The organism is Rhizobium sp. NLR10b (assembly GCF_019685435.1).
In the GTDB taxonomy this organism is placed as follows: Bacteria; Pseudomonadota; Alphaproteobacteria; order Rhizobiales; family Rhizobiaceae; genus Rhizobium.
Genome location: NZ_JABDWV010000012.1, coordinates 72,917 through 87,620, shown reverse-complemented (window position 1 = coordinate 87,620; position 14,704 = coordinate 72,917). Strand labels below are relative to the sequence as shown.

16 protein-coding genes are annotated in these 14,704 nt (G+C 61.6%); 7 read left to right on the top strand and 9 right to left on the bottom strand.

Annotated features, from left to right (window positions below; all coding sequences use genetic code 11):
• Window positions 1-63 precede the first annotated feature (63 nt).
• From HJB91_RS20235 to HJB91_RS20210, 6 genes are all read left to right on the top strand, one after another.
• Window positions 64-1,575: an ATP-binding protein gene (locus tag HJB91_RS20235; protein WP_221123378.1), complete on the top strand. Its 1,512-nt coding sequence runs from the start codon at window positions 64-66 to the stop codon at window positions 1,573-1,575.
• Between the two features lie 225 nt (window positions 1,576-1,800).
• The gene (gene rpsD / locus HJB91_RS20230) at window positions 1,801-2,418 is read left to right on the top strand and encodes a 30S ribosomal protein S4 (protein WP_064685423.1); all 618 of its coding nucleotides are present in this window, start codon (window positions 1,801-1,803) and stop codon (window positions 2,416-2,418) included.
• A 72-nt stretch (window positions 2,419-2,490) separates the two neighbouring features.
• Entirely contained in the window at window positions 2,491-3,420 is a 930-nt protein-coding gene (locus tag HJB91_RS20225) for a glutaminase (RefSeq protein WP_210631134.1), read from the top strand.
• A 58-nt stretch (window positions 3,421-3,478) separates the two neighbouring features.
• Window positions 3,479-4,363 (top strand): tRNA 2-thiocytidine(32) synthetase TtcA, encoded by an 885-nt coding sequence (gene ttcA / locus HJB91_RS20220; RefSeq protein WP_210631135.1) that lies wholly within the window; start codon window positions 3,479-3,481, stop codon window positions 4,361-4,363.
• A 36-nt stretch (window positions 4,364-4,399) separates the two neighbouring features.
• Window positions 4,400-5,227, top strand: a complete 828-nt coding sequence (locus HJB91_RS20215) for an inositol monophosphatase family protein (protein WP_210631136.1) — start codon at window positions 4,400-4,402, stop codon at window positions 5,225-5,227.
• A 33-nt stretch (window positions 5,228-5,260) separates the two neighbouring features.
• Window positions 5,261-6,085, top strand: a complete 825-nt coding sequence (locus tag HJB91_RS20210) for an inositol monophosphatase family protein (RefSeq protein WP_221123377.1) — start codon at window positions 5,261-5,263, stop codon at window positions 6,083-6,085.
• A gap of 43 nt (window positions 6,086-6,128) precedes the next feature.
• On the opposite strand, the gene HJB91_RS20205 is transcribed toward HJB91_RS20210, so the two are convergent.
• The 5 genes from HJB91_RS20205 to HJB91_RS20185 all read right to left on the bottom strand — a co-directional run bounded on the left by HJB91_RS20205 (window position 6,129) and on the right by HJB91_RS20185 (window position 10,036).
• Complete coding sequence (locus HJB91_RS20205; protein WP_221123376.1) at window positions 6,129-6,602, bottom strand: GNAT family N-acetyltransferase; 474 nt, start codon at window positions 6,600-6,602, stop codon at window positions 6,129-6,131.
• A 34-nt stretch (window positions 6,603-6,636) separates the two neighbouring features.
• Window positions 6,637-7,917: a multidrug effflux MFS transporter gene (locus tag HJB91_RS20200; RefSeq protein ID WP_210631139.1), complete on the bottom strand. Its 1,281-nt coding sequence runs from the start codon at window positions 7,915-7,917 to the stop codon at window positions 6,637-6,639.
• Between the two features lie 35 nt (window positions 7,918-7,952).
• The gene (locus tag HJB91_RS20195; protein WP_221155836.1) at window positions 7,953-9,158 is read right to left on the bottom strand and encodes a multidrug effflux MFS transporter; all 1,206 of its coding nucleotides are present in this window, start codon (window positions 9,156-9,158) and stop codon (window positions 7,953-7,955) included.
• Window positions 9,159-9,300: 142 nt separating this feature from the next.
• Window positions 9,301-9,636, bottom strand: coding sequence for a Grx4 family monothiol glutaredoxin (gene grxD / locus HJB91_RS20190; protein ID WP_210631140.1), 336 nt, complete (start codon window positions 9,634-9,636; stop codon window positions 9,301-9,303).
• A gap of 169 nt (window positions 9,637-9,805) precedes the next feature.
• Window positions 9,806-10,036: a hypothetical protein gene (locus HJB91_RS20185; protein WP_210631141.1), complete on the bottom strand. Its 231-nt coding sequence runs from the start codon at window positions 10,034-10,036 to the stop codon at window positions 9,806-9,808.
• A 164-nt stretch (window positions 10,037-10,200) separates the two neighbouring features.
• Between HJB91_RS20185 and HJB91_RS20180 the strand changes: the two genes are divergently transcribed.
• The gene (locus HJB91_RS20180) at window positions 10,201-11,391 is read left to right on the top strand and encodes a hypothetical protein (RefSeq protein ID WP_210631142.1); all 1,191 of its coding nucleotides are present in this window, start codon (window positions 10,201-10,203) and stop codon (window positions 11,389-11,391) included.
• Window positions 11,392-11,483: 92 nt separating this feature from the next.
• Here the strand turns inward: HJB91_RS20180 and HJB91_RS20175 are convergent, their stop codons facing one another.
• Genes HJB91_RS20175 through HJB91_RS20160 form a run of 4 tightly spaced genes read right to left on the bottom strand, consistent with a single transcriptional unit; the run spans window position 11,484 to window position 14,682 of the window.
• Window positions 11,484-12,200, bottom strand: a complete 717-nt coding sequence (locus HJB91_RS20175; protein ID WP_221155789.1) for a transporter substrate-binding domain-containing protein — start codon at window positions 12,198-12,200, stop codon at window positions 11,484-11,486.
• Window positions 12,201-12,213: 13 nt separating this feature from the next.
• Window positions 12,214-12,978, bottom strand: a complete 765-nt coding sequence (gene hpaI / locus HJB91_RS20170; RefSeq protein ID WP_210631144.1) for a 4-hydroxy-2-oxoheptanedioate aldolase — start codon at window positions 12,976-12,978, stop codon at window positions 12,214-12,216.
• A 7-nt stretch (window positions 12,979-12,985) separates the two neighbouring features.
• Window positions 12,986-13,768: a 2-oxo-hept-4-ene-1,7-dioate hydratase gene (gene hpaH, locus HJB91_RS20165; RefSeq protein ID WP_210631145.1), complete on the bottom strand. Its 783-nt coding sequence runs from the start codon at window positions 13,766-13,768 to the stop codon at window positions 12,986-12,988.
• Window positions 13,769-13,788: 20 nt separating this feature from the next.
• Window positions 13,789-14,682 carry a dioxygenase gene (locus HJB91_RS20160; RefSeq protein ID WP_210631146.1) on the bottom strand — a complete coding sequence of 298 codons (894 nt, stop codon included), beginning with the start codon at window positions 14,680-14,682 and terminating at the stop codon, window positions 13,789-13,791.
• Window positions 14,683-14,704: the final 22 nt, after the last annotated feature.

The following is a 14,704-nucleotide window of genomic DNA, read 5'->3' as shown; positions in this document are numbered from 1 at the left end:
GCGTTGCCGTTTCGGAAGAATGGCGCTTCATTCATGTGAGTCTCTTCGCCGCGAGGATCAGCATTGCAGGTTGGCATCGATATGGGATTGGCGTCCGGCGCTCCGGCGACACTTGATATCGAGGAGTTGCTGGCGACCCGTCTGCTCGTGCAAGGCAATTCCGGCTCCGGCAAATCGCATCTCCTGCGCCGCCTGCTCGAGCAGTCCGCCCAATGGGTGCAACAGGTCATCATCGATCCCGAAGGTGATTTCGTCACCCTTAGCGACAGGTTCGGCCATGTGGTCGTCGACGGCGAGCGCACCGAGGCGGAACTGGCAGGCATCGCCAACCGCATCCGCCAGCATCGAGTTTCCTGCGTTCTGACGCTCGAGGGCCTCGATATCGAGCAGCAGATGCGCGCGGCTGCCGCCTTTCTCAACGGCATGTTCGATGCCGATCGCGAATATTGGTATCCTGTCCTCGTGGTCGTCGACGAGGCGCAGATGTTTGCGCCGTCGGTCGGCGGAGACGTTTCGGAGGATGCGCGCAAGATGTCGCTCGGCGCGATGACCAACCTGATGTGCCGCGGCCGCAAGCGCGGGCTTGCCGGGGTGATCGCAACGCAGCGGCTCGCGAAGCTCGCCAAGAACGTCGCGGCCGAAGCCTCGAACTTCCTGATGGGCCGCACCTTCCTCGATATCGACATGGCGCGCGCCGCCGACCTGCTCGGCATGGATCGGCGCCAGGCGGAAATGTTCCGCGATCTGAAGCGCGGCAATTTCGTCGCTCTCGGGCCGGCCCTGTCGCGCCGGCCGCTGCCGATCCAGATCGGCGCGGTGGAGACCTCGGCGCGCTCATCGAGCCCGAAGCTGATGCCGCTGCCGGATGCGCCGCAGGATGTCGAGGACCTGATCTTCACGCCCGACCCGGAAGAGTTTCAGCGCCCGCTCGTGCGCCGCGCACCGCCGGCGCCGAGACCGACGACCGATATCCTGGCCGAACTCTCGCGCTCAGCGCCAGCCACATCCCCAGCGCCGGTGGAGACGAGGGCGAGCCAGGCGGAGATCTCCGCCGAGGAACGGGAGGAGCGCCTTGCCGGTGTGCTTGCCGAAATACTCGACGATCCCGCATCCGCCTTCCGCACCGATTCCGTGCTCTATCAGGACTTTCTTGTCCGGCTGCGCATGCGCCGCGTGCCGGGGCCGCCGATCGCGCTGCCGGATTTCCGCCGGCGCGTGGCGATCTCGCGCTCTGGCGTCGATGCGGCAACAGCGGCAAGCGATGAGTGGGCGACGGCGCTGTCGCTGTCGGCGGGCGTCACCGACGATTTGCAGGGTGTCTTCCTGATGCTGGCCAAGGCCGCCGTCCGCGCTGAGGCGTGCCCGTCGGATGCGCGCATTGCCCGCGCCTATGGCACACATTCGGCGCGGCGCGCGCGGCGCCTGCTCGGCTATTTCGAGGAGCAGGGTATCGTCGTCGTGCATACGGATTTCTCCGGCAAGCGCATTGTGGCGTTTCCCGACATGAATTGTCAGACGGCTCCAGGCGACGCCAACGCGCCGGATACGGGCGATCAGCCTCTGGCTGCGGAATAGTGGCGTTTTCGGGCTTTGGCTCAGTTGACATTTTCATAGCAGGCCTCTAAAGACCGCGCCAAGCACCGGGCAGCAATGTCCGGTGTTTCATTTGACATGTCCCGTGGATCGTTCCTGTTCGCGTAACCGGAACATCCTGTCAGGCCTCGGCAGAGGTCAGAGGAGGGCGTGTTTCCTTCGCACGGTTTGGCAACAAGCCGCCATAAACATTTGAAAGGAAATACGATGAGCAAGCGCGAATCGTCCAAATACAAAATTGACCGCCGTATGGGCGAAAACATCTGGGGTCGTCCGAAGTCCCCGGTGAACCGCCGCGAATACGGCCCGGGCCAGCACGGCCAGCGCCGCAAGGGTAAGCTGTCGGACTTCGGTGTGCAGCTGCGCGCCAAGCAGAAGCTCAAGGGTTACTACGGTGACCTGCGCGAGAAGCAGTTCCGCGCGATCTTCGCAGAAGCCGCCCGCCGCAAGGGCGACACCTCGGAAAACCTGATCGGTCTGCTGGAATCGCGCCTCGACGCGATCGTCTATCGCGCCAAGTTCGTTCCGACGGTCTTTGCTGCCCGTCAGTTCGTCAACCATGGCCACGTCACCGTCAACGGCGTCCGCGTCAACATCGGTTCCTACCGTTGCAAGGCCGGCGACGTCATCGAAGTTCGCGAAAAGTCGAAGCAGCTCGTGACTGTTCTGGAAGCCGTCAGCCTCGCCGAGCGCGACGTTCCCGACTATATCGAAGTCGATCACAACAAGATGGTCGCCACCTACGGCCGCGTTCCGACCCTCAGCGACGTTCCGTTCCCGGTCGTCATGGAACCGCATCTGGTCGTCGAATTCTATTCGCGTTAACAAAAACCAGGCGTTTTCGCATATGGAAAAGCCGCTCTTCCGGGCGGCTTTTTTGTTATTCGGAGAGAAGCGATGGCGGATTTGCAGGCGACCCTCGATAGCATTTACAGCGATATCCTGCCGCGTATCGGCGAGGGCAAGGTCGCCGACTATATTCCCGAGCTTGCCAAGGTGGACCCGCGGCAGTTCGGCATGGCGATCGTCACCGTCGACGGTCAGGTCTTTCGTGTCGGCGATGCGGATATCGCCTTTTCGATCCAGAGCATATCCAAGGTCTTTACGCTGACCTTGGCCCTCGGCAAGGTCGGCGAGGGACTGTGGAAACGCGTCGGACGCGAACCTTCGGGATCGGCCTTCAATTCGATTGTGCAACTCGAACACGAGAGCGGCATTCCCCGCAATCCCTTCATCAATGCCGGCGCGATCGCCGTCACCGACGTTGTCATGGCCGGCCATGCGCCGCGCGAGGCGATCGGCGAGCTGCTGCGTTTCGTGCGTTATCTCGCCGATGACGAGTCGATCACCATCGACGACAGGGTGGCGCGGTCGGAAACGCAGACCGGCTACCGCAATGTTGCGCTTGCCAATTTCATGCGCGCCTATCGCAATCTCGATCATCCCGTCGATCACGTGCTCGGAGTCTATTTCCATCAGTGCGCGCTCGCGATGAGCTGCGAGCAGTTGGCCCGCGCCGGGCTGTTCCTGGCGGCGCGGGGCAGCAATCCGATGACCGGTCATTCCGTGGTCTCGCCGAAGCGGGCGCGGCGCATCAATGCATTGATGCTGACCTGCGGCCATTATGACGGTTCGGGCGACTTTGCCTATCATGTCGGCCTGCCCGGCAAGAGCGGCGTCGGCGGCGGCATTTTTGCGGTAGCGCCCGGCATTGCCTCGATCGCGGTCTGGTCGCCGGGGCTGAACAAGGTTGGCAATTCGCAGCTTGGCGCCGTGGCGCTTGAGATGCTTGCGGCCCGCACCGGCTGGTCGGTTTTCGGCGATTGAGGCTGTGTTGCCGGATGACTTTCTGCTAAGGCAGGCAGACCTTCGATAGGACGGAGCAATGAATATCGCAGCCAACATCGCTGATGATCCGGAAACTGGCGAAATCGACGATGGCGCCGGCCCGGCACTCTTTGCCGATGCGCCACGTTCGGTCTCCTTCAACAAGCTGCGCAAGCGCCTGCTCAGGCAAATACGTGAGGCTTTCGATGACTTTGACATGCTGAAGGGGCAGAAACGCTGGCTGGTCGGCCTTTCCGGCGGCAAGGATTCCTACGGTCTCATGGCGCTGCTGCTCGATCTCAAATGGCGCGGGCTGCTGCCCGTCGAGCTTATCGCCTGCAATCTCGACCAGGGACAGCCGAACTTTCCAAAGCATGTGCTGCCGGATTATCTGACGAAGATCGGCGTCCGGCATCGGATCGAATATCGCGACACCTATTCGATCGTGAAGGAAAAGGTGCCCGAAGGCGCCACCTATTGCTCGCTCTGTTCGCGGCTGCGGCGCGGCAATCTCTACCGGATCGCGCGGGAGGAGGGCTGCGACGCACTGGTGCTCGGCCATCACCGTGAGGATATTCTGGAAACCTTCTTCATGAATTTCTTTCATGGCGGGCGACTTGCCTCCATGCCGGCAAAGCTTCTGAACGACGAGGGCGACCTGATGGTGCTTCGGCCGCTCGCCTATGCCGCCGAGGACGATCTTGCCAGGTTCGCCGTCGCCATGCAGTTCCCGATCATCCCCTGCGATCTCTGCGGCTCCCAGGACGGGTTGCAGCGCAATGCGATGAAGGACATGCTCGCCGATATCGAACGGCGCATGCCTGGACGCAAGGACACGATGCTGCGGGCGCTTTCGCATGTGAACCCGTCGCATCTGCTCGATCCGAAGCTCTTCGACTTTTCCAGCCTTGGCGTCACCGATCCTTCATCAAAGGGCGGCTAAGCAGGCTGGCTCTTTGCATGAAGGACAGCAATTCGCATGACTATTTCAGATCAGGATATTCTCTTTCTCGGCGAATGCGTAAAGGAGGCGGCGCGTGCGGAGATCATGCCGCGTTTTCGCAACCTCGGCGACACGGATGTTTCGGAAAAAACCTCGGCAACCGATCTGGTGACGCAGGCGGATCTGCTTGCCGAACACCGGATCACCGCGGCCCTGAAAGAGCGCTTTTCCTCTGCACTCGTCGTCGGCGAAGAAGCCTATGACGCCGATAAATCGGTGGTGCCGGCGCTTGCCGATGCCGAGCTTGCCTTTGTCATCGATCCTGTCGACGGCACGTTCAATTTTGCCGCCGGACTTCCCGTTTTCGGAACGATGCTTGCGGTTACCGTCAGGGGCGAGACCGTCGCCGGCATCATTCACGATCCCGCTCTCGGCGACACGGTGACGGCGATCAAGGGGGCGGGCGCCTTTCTGACGCGCCAGGACGGGCAATCGAGCAGGTTGACGGTGGCTGAGCCTGCCGCCTTGAACCAGATGGTCGGCGGCATGTCGTGGGGCCATATGGAAGAGCCCGATCGCTCGCGCATCTGCGCCAACATGGCAAAGGCGCGTATGACCTTCGCTTTCAACTGCTCGGCCTATGAATATTGGATGGTCGCGTCTGGCAAGATGCATTTCATCGGGCACGCGAAGCTGATGCCCTGGGATCACCTGGCGGGCGTGCTCGCGCATCAGGAGGCGGGCGGCCACACGGCGAAATTCGATGGCACGCCCTATCGTCCGGGCGAGACGGTCGGCGGCATCATCTCTGCGCCTGACAAGGAAAGCTGGCAGCTGATCAGGCGCGAGATCGTCGGCATCTGATATAAGGCCTCGGCCGAAGTGAGAGGATTTGATATGACAACAAGCGTTGACGTGACCGCTCTTGCCGATCTCTTGCGCCGCGCGGCGAAGGCCGAGATCCTGCCGCGCTTCCGCCGGCTCGGTCGGGATGAAGTGCGCGCCAAGAGCGAGGCAACCGATCTTGTCACCGAGGCCGACGAGCAGGCCGAGCGGATGATCAAAGCGGAAGCGCAACGGCGCTGGCCGGACGCGCTGTTCCTCGGGGAAGAGTCGGTCGCGGCCGATCCGACCCTGCTTGGCAGGCTTGCCGATGCCGATCTCGCGATCGTAGTCGATCCGGTCGACGGAACGTTCAACTTCGCCGCCGGCATCCCGGCCTTCGGCGTCATGGCCTCGGTCATTTCAGGCGGCGAGACCATTGCCGGCATTATCTACGATCCGATGGGCGACGACTGGGTGATGGCGGAGAAGGGCGGTGGTGCCTGGCTGCGCAGGCCGGATGGCGAGGCGCAGCGGCTGCAGGTCGCCGACCCTGTCGCGCTCGACCAGATGGTTGGCATGGCTTCGACCGGCTACCTGCCGGTGGCGAAGCGTGCCGAGGTCCTTGGCAATCTCGCCAAGGTGCGTTTCCTCACCAACTACCGCTGTGCTGCCCACGAATACCGCACCCTTGCCGGCGGGCACGTCCATTACCTGATGTACAACAAGCTGATGCCTTGGGATCATCTTGCCGGCACGCTGATCTCGCAGGAGGCCGGCGCGTATGCCGCCCGCTTCGACGGCTCGCCCTACCTGCCGCAGCATCTCGACGGTGGACTGCTGATTGCGCCCGACAAGGCATCGTGGGATACGCTACGGCGTGAGGTCGTTACCATCTAAATCTATGCGACCGGCCGTCGCAAAGCCGGTCGCAAATGACAATTCAGGCGTAGAATTTTTCCATCAGGAAGTTTTCCAGGCCCTGTCCGCGCTTCTCGACGATTTGCCGGGTTATCACGCGAAATCCTTTGCGTTCAAAGAACGAGCGAGCAGTTCTGCTTGCTTCCGTATGTATTCGGCGAAACCCCAGCCTGAGAGCCTCTTCTTCGACCCGGCCCAATAGGCGGGTTGCTGCGCCGACCCCTTGACAGCCAGGGTGCACGAACATCATGTCGACGCACCCATCGCTGGTGAGATCTGAAAAACCCACAGGGTTTCCGGCGATCTCTGCCATCCAGGCCGGTCTGCTCATCCTTCGCTTTGCCCATAGGCTGCGATCTTCCACCTTCGCCCAAGCTTCGATCTCGGCGGCGGAATAGTCTTTCGACGAGACTTCCCGGATGGAGCGCAGAAAAATCTCGATTGTGGCGTCCACGTCACCCGGCGCATAAGGCCTGATCAGAATTCGCTCGTCCATCAAGACCGCCTTGAATTGATCCGGTTCACCTGCCTCAGAAATGGGCGGCGCCCGGATCGAGCTGCGGACTGTCGCCGGGATGGGTGAAGAGCTTGCCGTTCTCAGCCCACAGCGTGGCTGCGATCGTCACCAGACCGAACAGCGCGAATCCGCCGAAGAGCGGCTGCACCGTGCCGTTGAACATCTGGCCGACCAGGCCGCCGAGAATAGCGCCGAAGGTCGTCGAGACGAAGCCGGTGATGGCGGTCGCCGTGCCGGCGAGATTGCCCATCGGTTCGAGGCTGATGGCGGTGAAATTGGTGGCGATCACCGCAAACATCATCAGAACGATAGTGAAGATGCTATAGGCGGTGGTGAAATCCGGCGTGCCCGCCAAGGCGATGACGAAGCCGAGAGCCGACAGTGCCGTGAAGATCAGCAGGGCGGCATGCGAGATCCGGCGCATGCCGAATTTGCGGACGAAGAAGCCGTTGGCGAAATTGGCGACGGCAATGCCGCCGGCGGTCGCCGCAAAGGCGATCGGCAGCCAGTCACCGAGGCCATAGACCTCGCCGAACACCTGCTGCACGGAAATCACATAGGCGCTGATGACGCCGGTGAACATGGTCAGACCGATCATGTAGCCGCAGGTGATGCGGTTGGTCAGCACGGTCCTGAGGCCGTCCGCGACCGAGCCGACCGACAGCGGCAGGCGTTCTGCCGGAGGAAGCGATTCCTTCAGCCGCAGAAGAGCCCAGACGAACAGGATGCTGGCGACGGCGCCGAGCAGGATGAAGATCCAGTGCCAGTTGGCATAGAGAATGATGAGCTGGCCGACCGAAGGGGCGACGATCGGCACGATCATGAAGACGATCATGACATAGGACATGACGCGGGCCATTTCGCGGCCGCCGAAGCAGTCGCGGACGATGGCCATGGTGGTGATGCGCACGGCCGCGCCGCCCACGCCCTGAACGAAGCGCATGAGGAGCAGCATTTCGAAGCTCGCTGTTGCGGCAGCGGCAAACATCGCGACCACATAGCAGGCGAGGCCACCGAGCAGGATATTGCGGCGGCCGAATGTGTCGGAAAGGCTGCCGAAGAATATCTGCGAGACGCCGAAGCCGAGGAAGAACACGCCGATGATGAGCTGGGCATCGTTGGTGTTGGTAACGCCGAGGGAATGGCCGATATTGGGCAATGCCGGCAGCATGCTGTCGATTGCCATAGCAATGCTGGCGGTCATGATGGCGATGGTGACGACGAATTCGCCGAAGCCCATGCCGATGCGGCGGGAACCCTGGTTTTCCTGGTGCGGTTTATGCGGCGGCGTCATGTGGTGAAATCCTGGATGCGGAAGGGACCGGCCATTCAAACGGCCGGGTTGTGCTGATGGAAGAGGCGGCCCTTTTCAGCAATCAGCACGAAGACGAGCCCGACGATCGATACGGCAAAATAACCGGCCACCATCGGCAGCGCCGTGTCGTCGAAGGCCTGGCCGATGCCGGCGCCGATAAGGGAGCCGCCGACCGTGCTCATGAAGCCGAGAACGGAGGAGGCGGTGCCGGCGACGTGCCCGAGCGGCTCCATGGCAAGCGAATTGAAGTTCGAGCCGATCCAGCCGAACTGGAACATGGCGAGGCCAAAGAAGGAGATAAACAGCGCAAACGGCATCGGCTCGGAGCTTGCCGTCTGGACGATCAGCCAGATGGTGTTGATGGCGATGAAGCCGAGGAGTGAGCCGTGTGACAGGCGGCGCATGCCGAGCTTGCCGACAAAACGGGAATTGAAGAAGGACGACAGCGACATGAAGATCGCCACGCCGGCAAAGGCGAACGGGAAATAGACGCCGAGGCCGTAGATGCCGACATAGATCTGCTGGGCGGAGTTGATGAAGCCGAATAGCGCGCCGAAGATGAAGGTGCTGGCGATGGTGTAGCAGAGCGCCACGCGGTTGGTCAGCACCAGCTTGAAGGCGCCGAAGATCGCGCGGGCGGTGAAGGGGCGGACATTCTGCGGATGCAGGGTTTCCGGCAGGCGGACATAGGCCCAGACGCCGATCGCCGTTGCCATTGTTGCGATGAAGAGGAAGATCAGGTGCCAGTTGCCGAAGAACATGACGACCTGGCCGGTACCCGGCGCAATGACCGGCACGATCATGAAGACCATCATGATGAGCGACATGACTTCCGCCATCTGCCGGCCGCCATAGATGTCGCGGACGATGGAGATGGTGATGACGCGGGTGGCGGCCGAGCCGACGCCCTGGATGAAGCGCAGCACCAGCAGCCCGGCGAAGGAGGGAACGAAAACGATTCCGATGGCGGACACGATATAGACGACGAGACCGATCAGCAGCGGTGTGCGACGGCCGAAACGGTCGGAGAGCGGACCGTAGAACAGCTGGGCGCAGCCGAAACCGAGCAGATAGGACGAGACGACGAACTGCCGGTGATTCTCGCTTTCGACGCCGAGGCTCGCGCCGATCTGCTGCAGGGCCGGGAGCATGATGTCGATGGCAAGCGAGTTGATGGCCATCAGGAAGGCGGCAAGCGCGATGAACTCACGCTTGCCCATGGGCAGGCGGCCCGCGGACACGGCTTGTAATGAATCTGTCACAATGAAATTCCCATAAACAGGCCAAGGCGCTGCTCACCGCAGCGCCTCGGACTCGAGAAACAGATTTGGAAACCGGGCGGACGCCCGGTGACCGGTCAGGTCAGGCGGCGCCGCGCACGGTGATGCCATTTTCCTGGAGATGCTGCTGCAGCTCGCCAGCCTGGAACATTTCCCGGACGATGTCGCAGCCACCGACGAACTCGCCCTTTATGTAGAGCTGCGGGATCGTCGGCCAGTTGGAATAATCCTTGATGCCCTGGCGGATTTCCGAATCGGCGAGCACATTGATGCCCTTGTAGTCGACTCCGATGTAATCGAGAATCTGCACGACCTGGCCGGAGAACCCGCACTGCGGAAACTGCGGCGTGCCCTTCATGAAGAGGACGACGTCGTTGCTCTTGATTTCGTTGTCGATGAATTCGTGAATGCCGCTCATGGGACTTGATCCTTTCAACAGGCGAGTTAAAGGCCCGCCGTTTCAATCGTTTCCCTTAGATAGCATGTGACAGCAGGAATTCCAGCCGCCGCAGCCAAAAAAAGACTATCCGGTCAGACCACTTTGCGATTGTTGCCGTCGCGTTACGGTCGGAAGTCTGCTTCGCGCCTCAGACGCCACGCTGACGGCTGCGGCCGGCGGCGGTGCGGCGCTTGCTGACCTGTTTGCGGGCGCGCTTGCGCTTGGCCGTGGCCGTCTTCCGGCCAGCCGTCGTCGTCGCGGCGGGGCGGGCCTTGCGCCTCCTGCGCTTCGTCGTGACGCGACCGGTGGTCTTCTTCAGGATTTCCTTCAGCACGCTGTCGACGACACCCGATATCAGTTCTTTTACAAGATCGGCCACAAAACCCCTCCGTTCGCTTTGAAAAACGACGTGCTCGCTATTGAATTCCGGATGAGTTCGGTTAGCAAGACGGCTTTGAAATCATACCTGCTTTTTCGCTATATCGGCGGCCAGCAGGTGGTTTGCAGCAATATGCCGGCTATTTGCCCGGCCGGAACAGCGGAATGACATTGATAAAGAAGCGGGTCGTCCTGCATTTCCCGGGCTTCGAGCCGCTCGACGGTCTTGCCCATAGGGCGCGGTACGAACGCTCCGCCAGACAGAGTGCGGCCGCCTGGGGCTACTCCGTCGAAACCGGCGCGCCGGAGGCGGGAAGCGATCCTCTCAGCTTCGAGGTCACGACGGGCAGCGCAGGAACGCGCGAAACGGCGTCTGCCGCGGAGACCGGTTCCGCCGGCTGGTGGACGATGAGCCGGATCCACATGGTTGATCACGACATGCTCGTGCGCAGGCTGCGTGGGCGCAACATGCTGAGCCGGATCATTGCAGGCTTTCGGAGCTGCGCCGAGATCATGCTTGAAGGTGGCATGCGGGGATATTTCAGGCATGCGTGGCGTTTCGGCCTGTTCTTCCTCTTTCCGTTCCTGCTGACGGCGCTGGCAATCGCGCTGACCGCCGAGATGGTTATCCTGCCCTTTTGTCTCGGCTTCTCCGCCTGGCACGTGCTCTGGAGCGGGCCACTGGCGCTCTGCTTCTTCATCTTCGCCTTCCTGCCTTTTTCCGAGCGCTTCCATACGCTGCACCTTTTTGCCGATTGGGAAATGGCAGTGGCGCTCGGCCGTATGGATCGGGCCGACTTCAACGACTGGCTGGAAGAGCGGGCGACTGCGGTGCGCAAGTCTCTCGCCGAGGAGGCGGACGAGTACGTGATCTCCTCGCACAGCATGGGATCGAGCGTCGCCGCCCATGTCATCGGCATATTGCTTGAAAGGGAGCCGGAGATTTTCAAGGGCAGGCGCGTCGTGTTTGCCACGCTCGGCAGCGCCATTCTGCAATGCGCCCTGCTGTCATCGGCAACATTGCTTCGCGCCCGCGTCGGCCTGATCGCCCGCTGCCCGGAGATCTCCTGGCTTGACGTTCAATGCCTGACGGATTCGATCAATTTCTACAAGGTGCCGGTCGTTGCCGTCGCAGGCCATGCGGACGCGCCTCCGGCGAAGATCCTTCTTATCCGCGTCAAGCAGATGCTGACGGGCGAGCACTACCGGAAGATCCGCAAGGACCAGCTGCGCGTCCACCGGCAATATGTGCTGGGGCCAGATCTCAAGGCACCCTTTGATTTCACGCTGATGACGTCAGGTCCGATGCCGGCGTCGGTCTTTGCATCTCCGGATCAGAACAAGCTGCCGACTTGAGGGCTGGGTTCCGTCGGCAGCGTAGACTGAGGGGGACGTGGTTGTGTTGAATTGCTCCGTGAAGGAGCTCGACCCATTTCCGCATGCCGCCATCATGGGAGATTCTCTTCACCGTCGCCGGCCATGTGAACGTCTCCCGCAGCAGTTTCGTCCAGACGCCGTACGAAGTCCGCAAAGAAGGCCGAGGCATAAATGGATCTTCGGTGCACGGCGATCGTCTGGGGAATTTCGGAGAACGCTCCCTCCACCAGTCGGAAGCCGGAAATCCGCTCCGACGTCCGAACGAGGAATTCGGTCAATCCCGCAGCCGCGTCGCATTGCGACCCGACAAGGAGATCGATGGCAGCTGCCGGGCTGTCAGTAAGCGAGACAGTGGCTTCTTCAAGGATACGTTCGAGCTGCTTCGTATAGGCGGCGCTTCTTGCGGAGGCTATCCGCACTCCTTCAGCATCAACGTCTCCGACCGTTCGAAACGCTGAGTCCTCCGGCACCAAATAGGTCGCTCTGACCGAGATGTAGGGAGGTGAAAAGGAAAACCGGTCGGCTCTCGAGGGATCCGAGGCAATGAAAGCAATGTCCCACTCGCCGCGATCCGCACCCGCGAGGATGTCGGCGGCCGAACCGTACTGGATCAGCGACACTCTGCGATCCAGCTGTTCGGCAATTTGGTGGCCGATCCGAGCGCTTGGACCGACCAAGGCGCCGGCCTGATCGTCCCAATGGACCAATGCTGCATTCGACATGTTGACGGCGGCCCGGATTACGCCCGCGGGCGCTATCTCGGACAGAACCTTCTTCCGCGTCGACATCGGCGCGAACTCCCTAAGATGCAAACCGAGATGCGAGCGCTTCCGATCCTCTCGCAAGGAGGGCGACGTCTACGCCAACGGCGGTGAACAACGTCCCGAGCGAAATGCAACGGGCTGCGAACGACTCGTCCGGCGTGAGGATGCCTGCCGGCTTTCCAAGAATTTTCAGACGTCCGATCGCGTCCTCGATCGCCGCGATCACCTCGGGATGCCCCGGTTGGCCGGGATGGCCGAAGCTAGCCGCCAGGTCGGCGGGGCCGATGAAGATGCCGTCGACGCCTTCGGTCGCTGCGATGGCCTCCAGCCGACCGAGTGCCTCTCGGGTCTCGATCTGCAGAAGCAGGCAGATCTCCTGTTCCGCAATCCGCGCGTAGTTCGGCACGCGCCCGAAGCGGGTGGCGCGCGTCAAGGCGGAGACCCCGCGAACCCCGTGCGGCGGATACCGTATGGCGGCGACCGCCGCCTTCGCTTCCTCTTCGTTCTGCACATAGGGAACGAGGAGCGTCTGGACGCCGATATCCAGAAAGCGCTTGATCAGCACCGGATCGTTGAATGCCGGGCGTACGACCGGGGAAACGTCGTAAGGCGCGACCGCCTGCAATTGCGGCAGGACGGTGAGGACGTCGCTTGGAGAGTGCTCGGTATCGAACAGCACCCAATCGAAGCCTGACGGCGCGACGATTTCTGCCGCGTAGCTTCCGGGAAGGCCGCACCAGAGACCGATCTGGCTTTCACCGGCTCTCAGTTTCCGCTTGAAGTGATTGACGGGAAGTTCCATCGGCGCCTCACACGAACGAGACGCCGATGGAGCCGACCGGACCGTAGTCGGCCTGGATGACATCGCCCTTGACGATGTCCACGGGGCGGGTGAACGAGCCGGCAAGCACGATCTGGCCCTTCTTCAAGCCGCCTCCGACGGCATGGAGTTTGTTCACGAGCCAGGCGACACCCGCGGCCGGATGCCCCATTATAGCTGCGGAAACACCAGATTCCTCGATGATGCCGTTTTTCGAAAGCGTCGCGCCGACCCAGCGGATGTCGATATCCATCGGCCGGATGATGCGGCCGCCCACGACGATCGCTCCGAACGCGGCGTTGTCGGCGATCGTATCGGTGATCGCTCTGGGCACCTCGGTTCGGTAGTCGATGATCTCAAGCGCGGGAACGACAAATTCAGTCGCGCGCATGACGTCATAGATCCGAGCGCTCGGTCCTTCGAGATCCTCTCCCATTACGAAGGCGAGCTCGACTTCCAAGCGAGGCTTGATAAACAGCTCCGCCCTGATCTGCGCGCCGTCGTTATAGAGGGCGTCGTCGAGAATGACGCCGTAGTCGGGCTCGGTCATTTTCGAGGCCATCTGCATCGCCCGAGATGTCAGCCCGATTTTATGACCCGCGATCCGCGCGCCCTTTGCAATCCGTGCCTGCGCCCAAAGCGCCTGGATCTTATATGCGTCTTCAAGTTCGAGATCCGGGTATGTCTTACTTGGCTGGACGATGGGTCTGCGGTCAGTTTCTGCCCTCAGCAGCGCGTCGGCTGCGGCCTGGCGTTCCTTTTCGGTGATCATTATTTAGCTCTGCTGGTTGCTTACTTGATCGGGGGACGCGGCAGGATGGCCTCGCCCGGCTCCATGACGTAGGTGTAGTCGAGCGAGAACCACGGGCCAGTGACGTCCGCGTTGGACGGGTGCGGCTCGTCATGACGGACAAAGTCGCCTGTCAAAGCCGCGGTGACGCCGAACTGCACATCGGAATCAATGTTCGGATCGCTCGGGTCGAAGACCTGGGAGATGAGAGTTTTGTATCCCTCTTTGAAGATCAGGGCGTGCAGATGCGCAGGTCGGTAAGGGTGGCGGCCTTGCACTTGGAGAAGCCGACCTACGACCCCGTCGACAGGGATGGGATAGCCCACCATCTTGACCGTTCTAAACCAGAACCGACCCTCGTCGTCCGTGGTGAACTTGCCGCGCAGGTTCATTTCCGCCTGATCAGGATCCTGGTTCTCGTAAAGGCCGACAGGAGAGGCGTGCCATACGTCGATTTCGGCGCCCGGGATGGGCTTGCCACCCCGATCAACCACCTTCGCGTGGACGAACAAGGGTGTTCCCGGCGTTTCCGACCGGATGATGGTTCCGCCGTTTTCGACCCGCGGAGAGTTGAGCCGCCAGAACGGCCCGAGTAGCGACTGTGAAGTCTCGGTTTGCCCGTTGTCGCCGTTGTTGAGCAGGCACACAAGCGAGGAGACGCCAAGCGATCCGGCCATGAGCACGAATTCGTTGTGGCTGTCGGTCTGCAGCCGGCCGATTTCGTTGAGGATGGCGGTCGCTTCGCGAAACTCGACTTCCGACAGCCTGACTTCCCGCACGAATGCGTGGAGATGCTTCACCATTGCGACGAGTATGTCCCGCAACCGTGGATCTTCGGTGCGGTTCATCACGGCGAGGACGGCCGGCGTCAACTCGCTTTCCGTTCTGATTGTCATAAGGCTACCTCCCAATGAGGTT

What these genes read in the sequence shown, in the direction of transcription:
- rpsD (WP_064685423.1), top strand. Translation starts at nt 1,801, where the DNA reads ATGAGCAAGCGCGAATCGTCCAAATACAAAATTGACCGCCGTATGGGC.
- HJB91_RS20225 (WP_210631134.1), top strand. Translation starts at nt 2,491, where the DNA reads ATGGCGGATTTGCAGGCGACCCTCGATAGCATTTACAGCGATATCCTG.
- ttcA (WP_210631135.1), top strand. Translation starts at nt 3,479, where the DNA reads ATGAATATCGCAGCCAACATCGCTGATGATCCGGAAACTGGCGAAATC.
- HJB91_RS20215 (WP_210631136.1), top strand. Translation starts at nt 4,400, where the DNA reads ATGACTATTTCAGATCAGGATATTCTCTTTCTCGGCGAATGCGTAAAG.
- HJB91_RS20210 (WP_221123377.1), top strand. Translation starts at nt 5,261, where the DNA reads ATGACAACAAGCGTTGACGTGACCGCTCTTGCCGATCTCTTGCGCCGC.
- HJB91_RS20205 (WP_221123376.1), bottom strand. Translation starts at nt 6,602, where the DNA reads ATGGACGAGCGAATTCTGATCAGGCCTTATGCGCCGGGTGACGTGGAC.
- HJB91_RS20200 (WP_210631139.1), bottom strand. Translation starts at nt 7,917, where the DNA reads ATGACGCCGCCGCATAAACCGCACCAGGAAAACCAGGGTTCCCGCCGC.
- HJB91_RS20195 (WP_221155836.1), bottom strand. Translation starts at nt 9,158, where the DNA reads ATGGGCAAGCGTGAGTTCATCGCGCTTGCCGCCTTCCTGATGGCCATC.
- grxD (WP_210631140.1), bottom strand. Translation starts at nt 9,636, where the DNA reads ATGAGCGGCATTCACGAATTCATCGACAACGAAATCAAGAGCAACGAC.
- HJB91_RS20180 (WP_210631142.1), top strand. Translation starts at nt 10,201, where the DNA reads ATGACATTGATAAAGAAGCGGGTCGTCCTGCATTTCCCGGGCTTCGAG.
- HJB91_RS20175 (WP_221155789.1), bottom strand. Translation starts at nt 12,200, where the DNA reads ATGTCGACGCGGAAGAAGGTTCTGTCCGAGATAGCGCCCGCGGGCGTA.
- hpaI (WP_210631144.1), bottom strand. Translation starts at nt 12,978, where the DNA reads ATGGAACTTCCCGTCAATCACTTCAAGCGGAAACTGAGAGCCGGTGAA.
- hpaH (WP_210631145.1), bottom strand. Translation starts at nt 13,768, where the DNA reads ATGATCACCGAAAAGGAACGCCAGGCCGCAGCCGACGCGCTGCTGAGG.
- HJB91_RS20160 (WP_210631146.1), bottom strand. Translation starts at nt 14,682, where the DNA reads ATGACAATCAGAACGGAAAGCGAGTTGACGCCGGCCGTCCTCGCCGTG.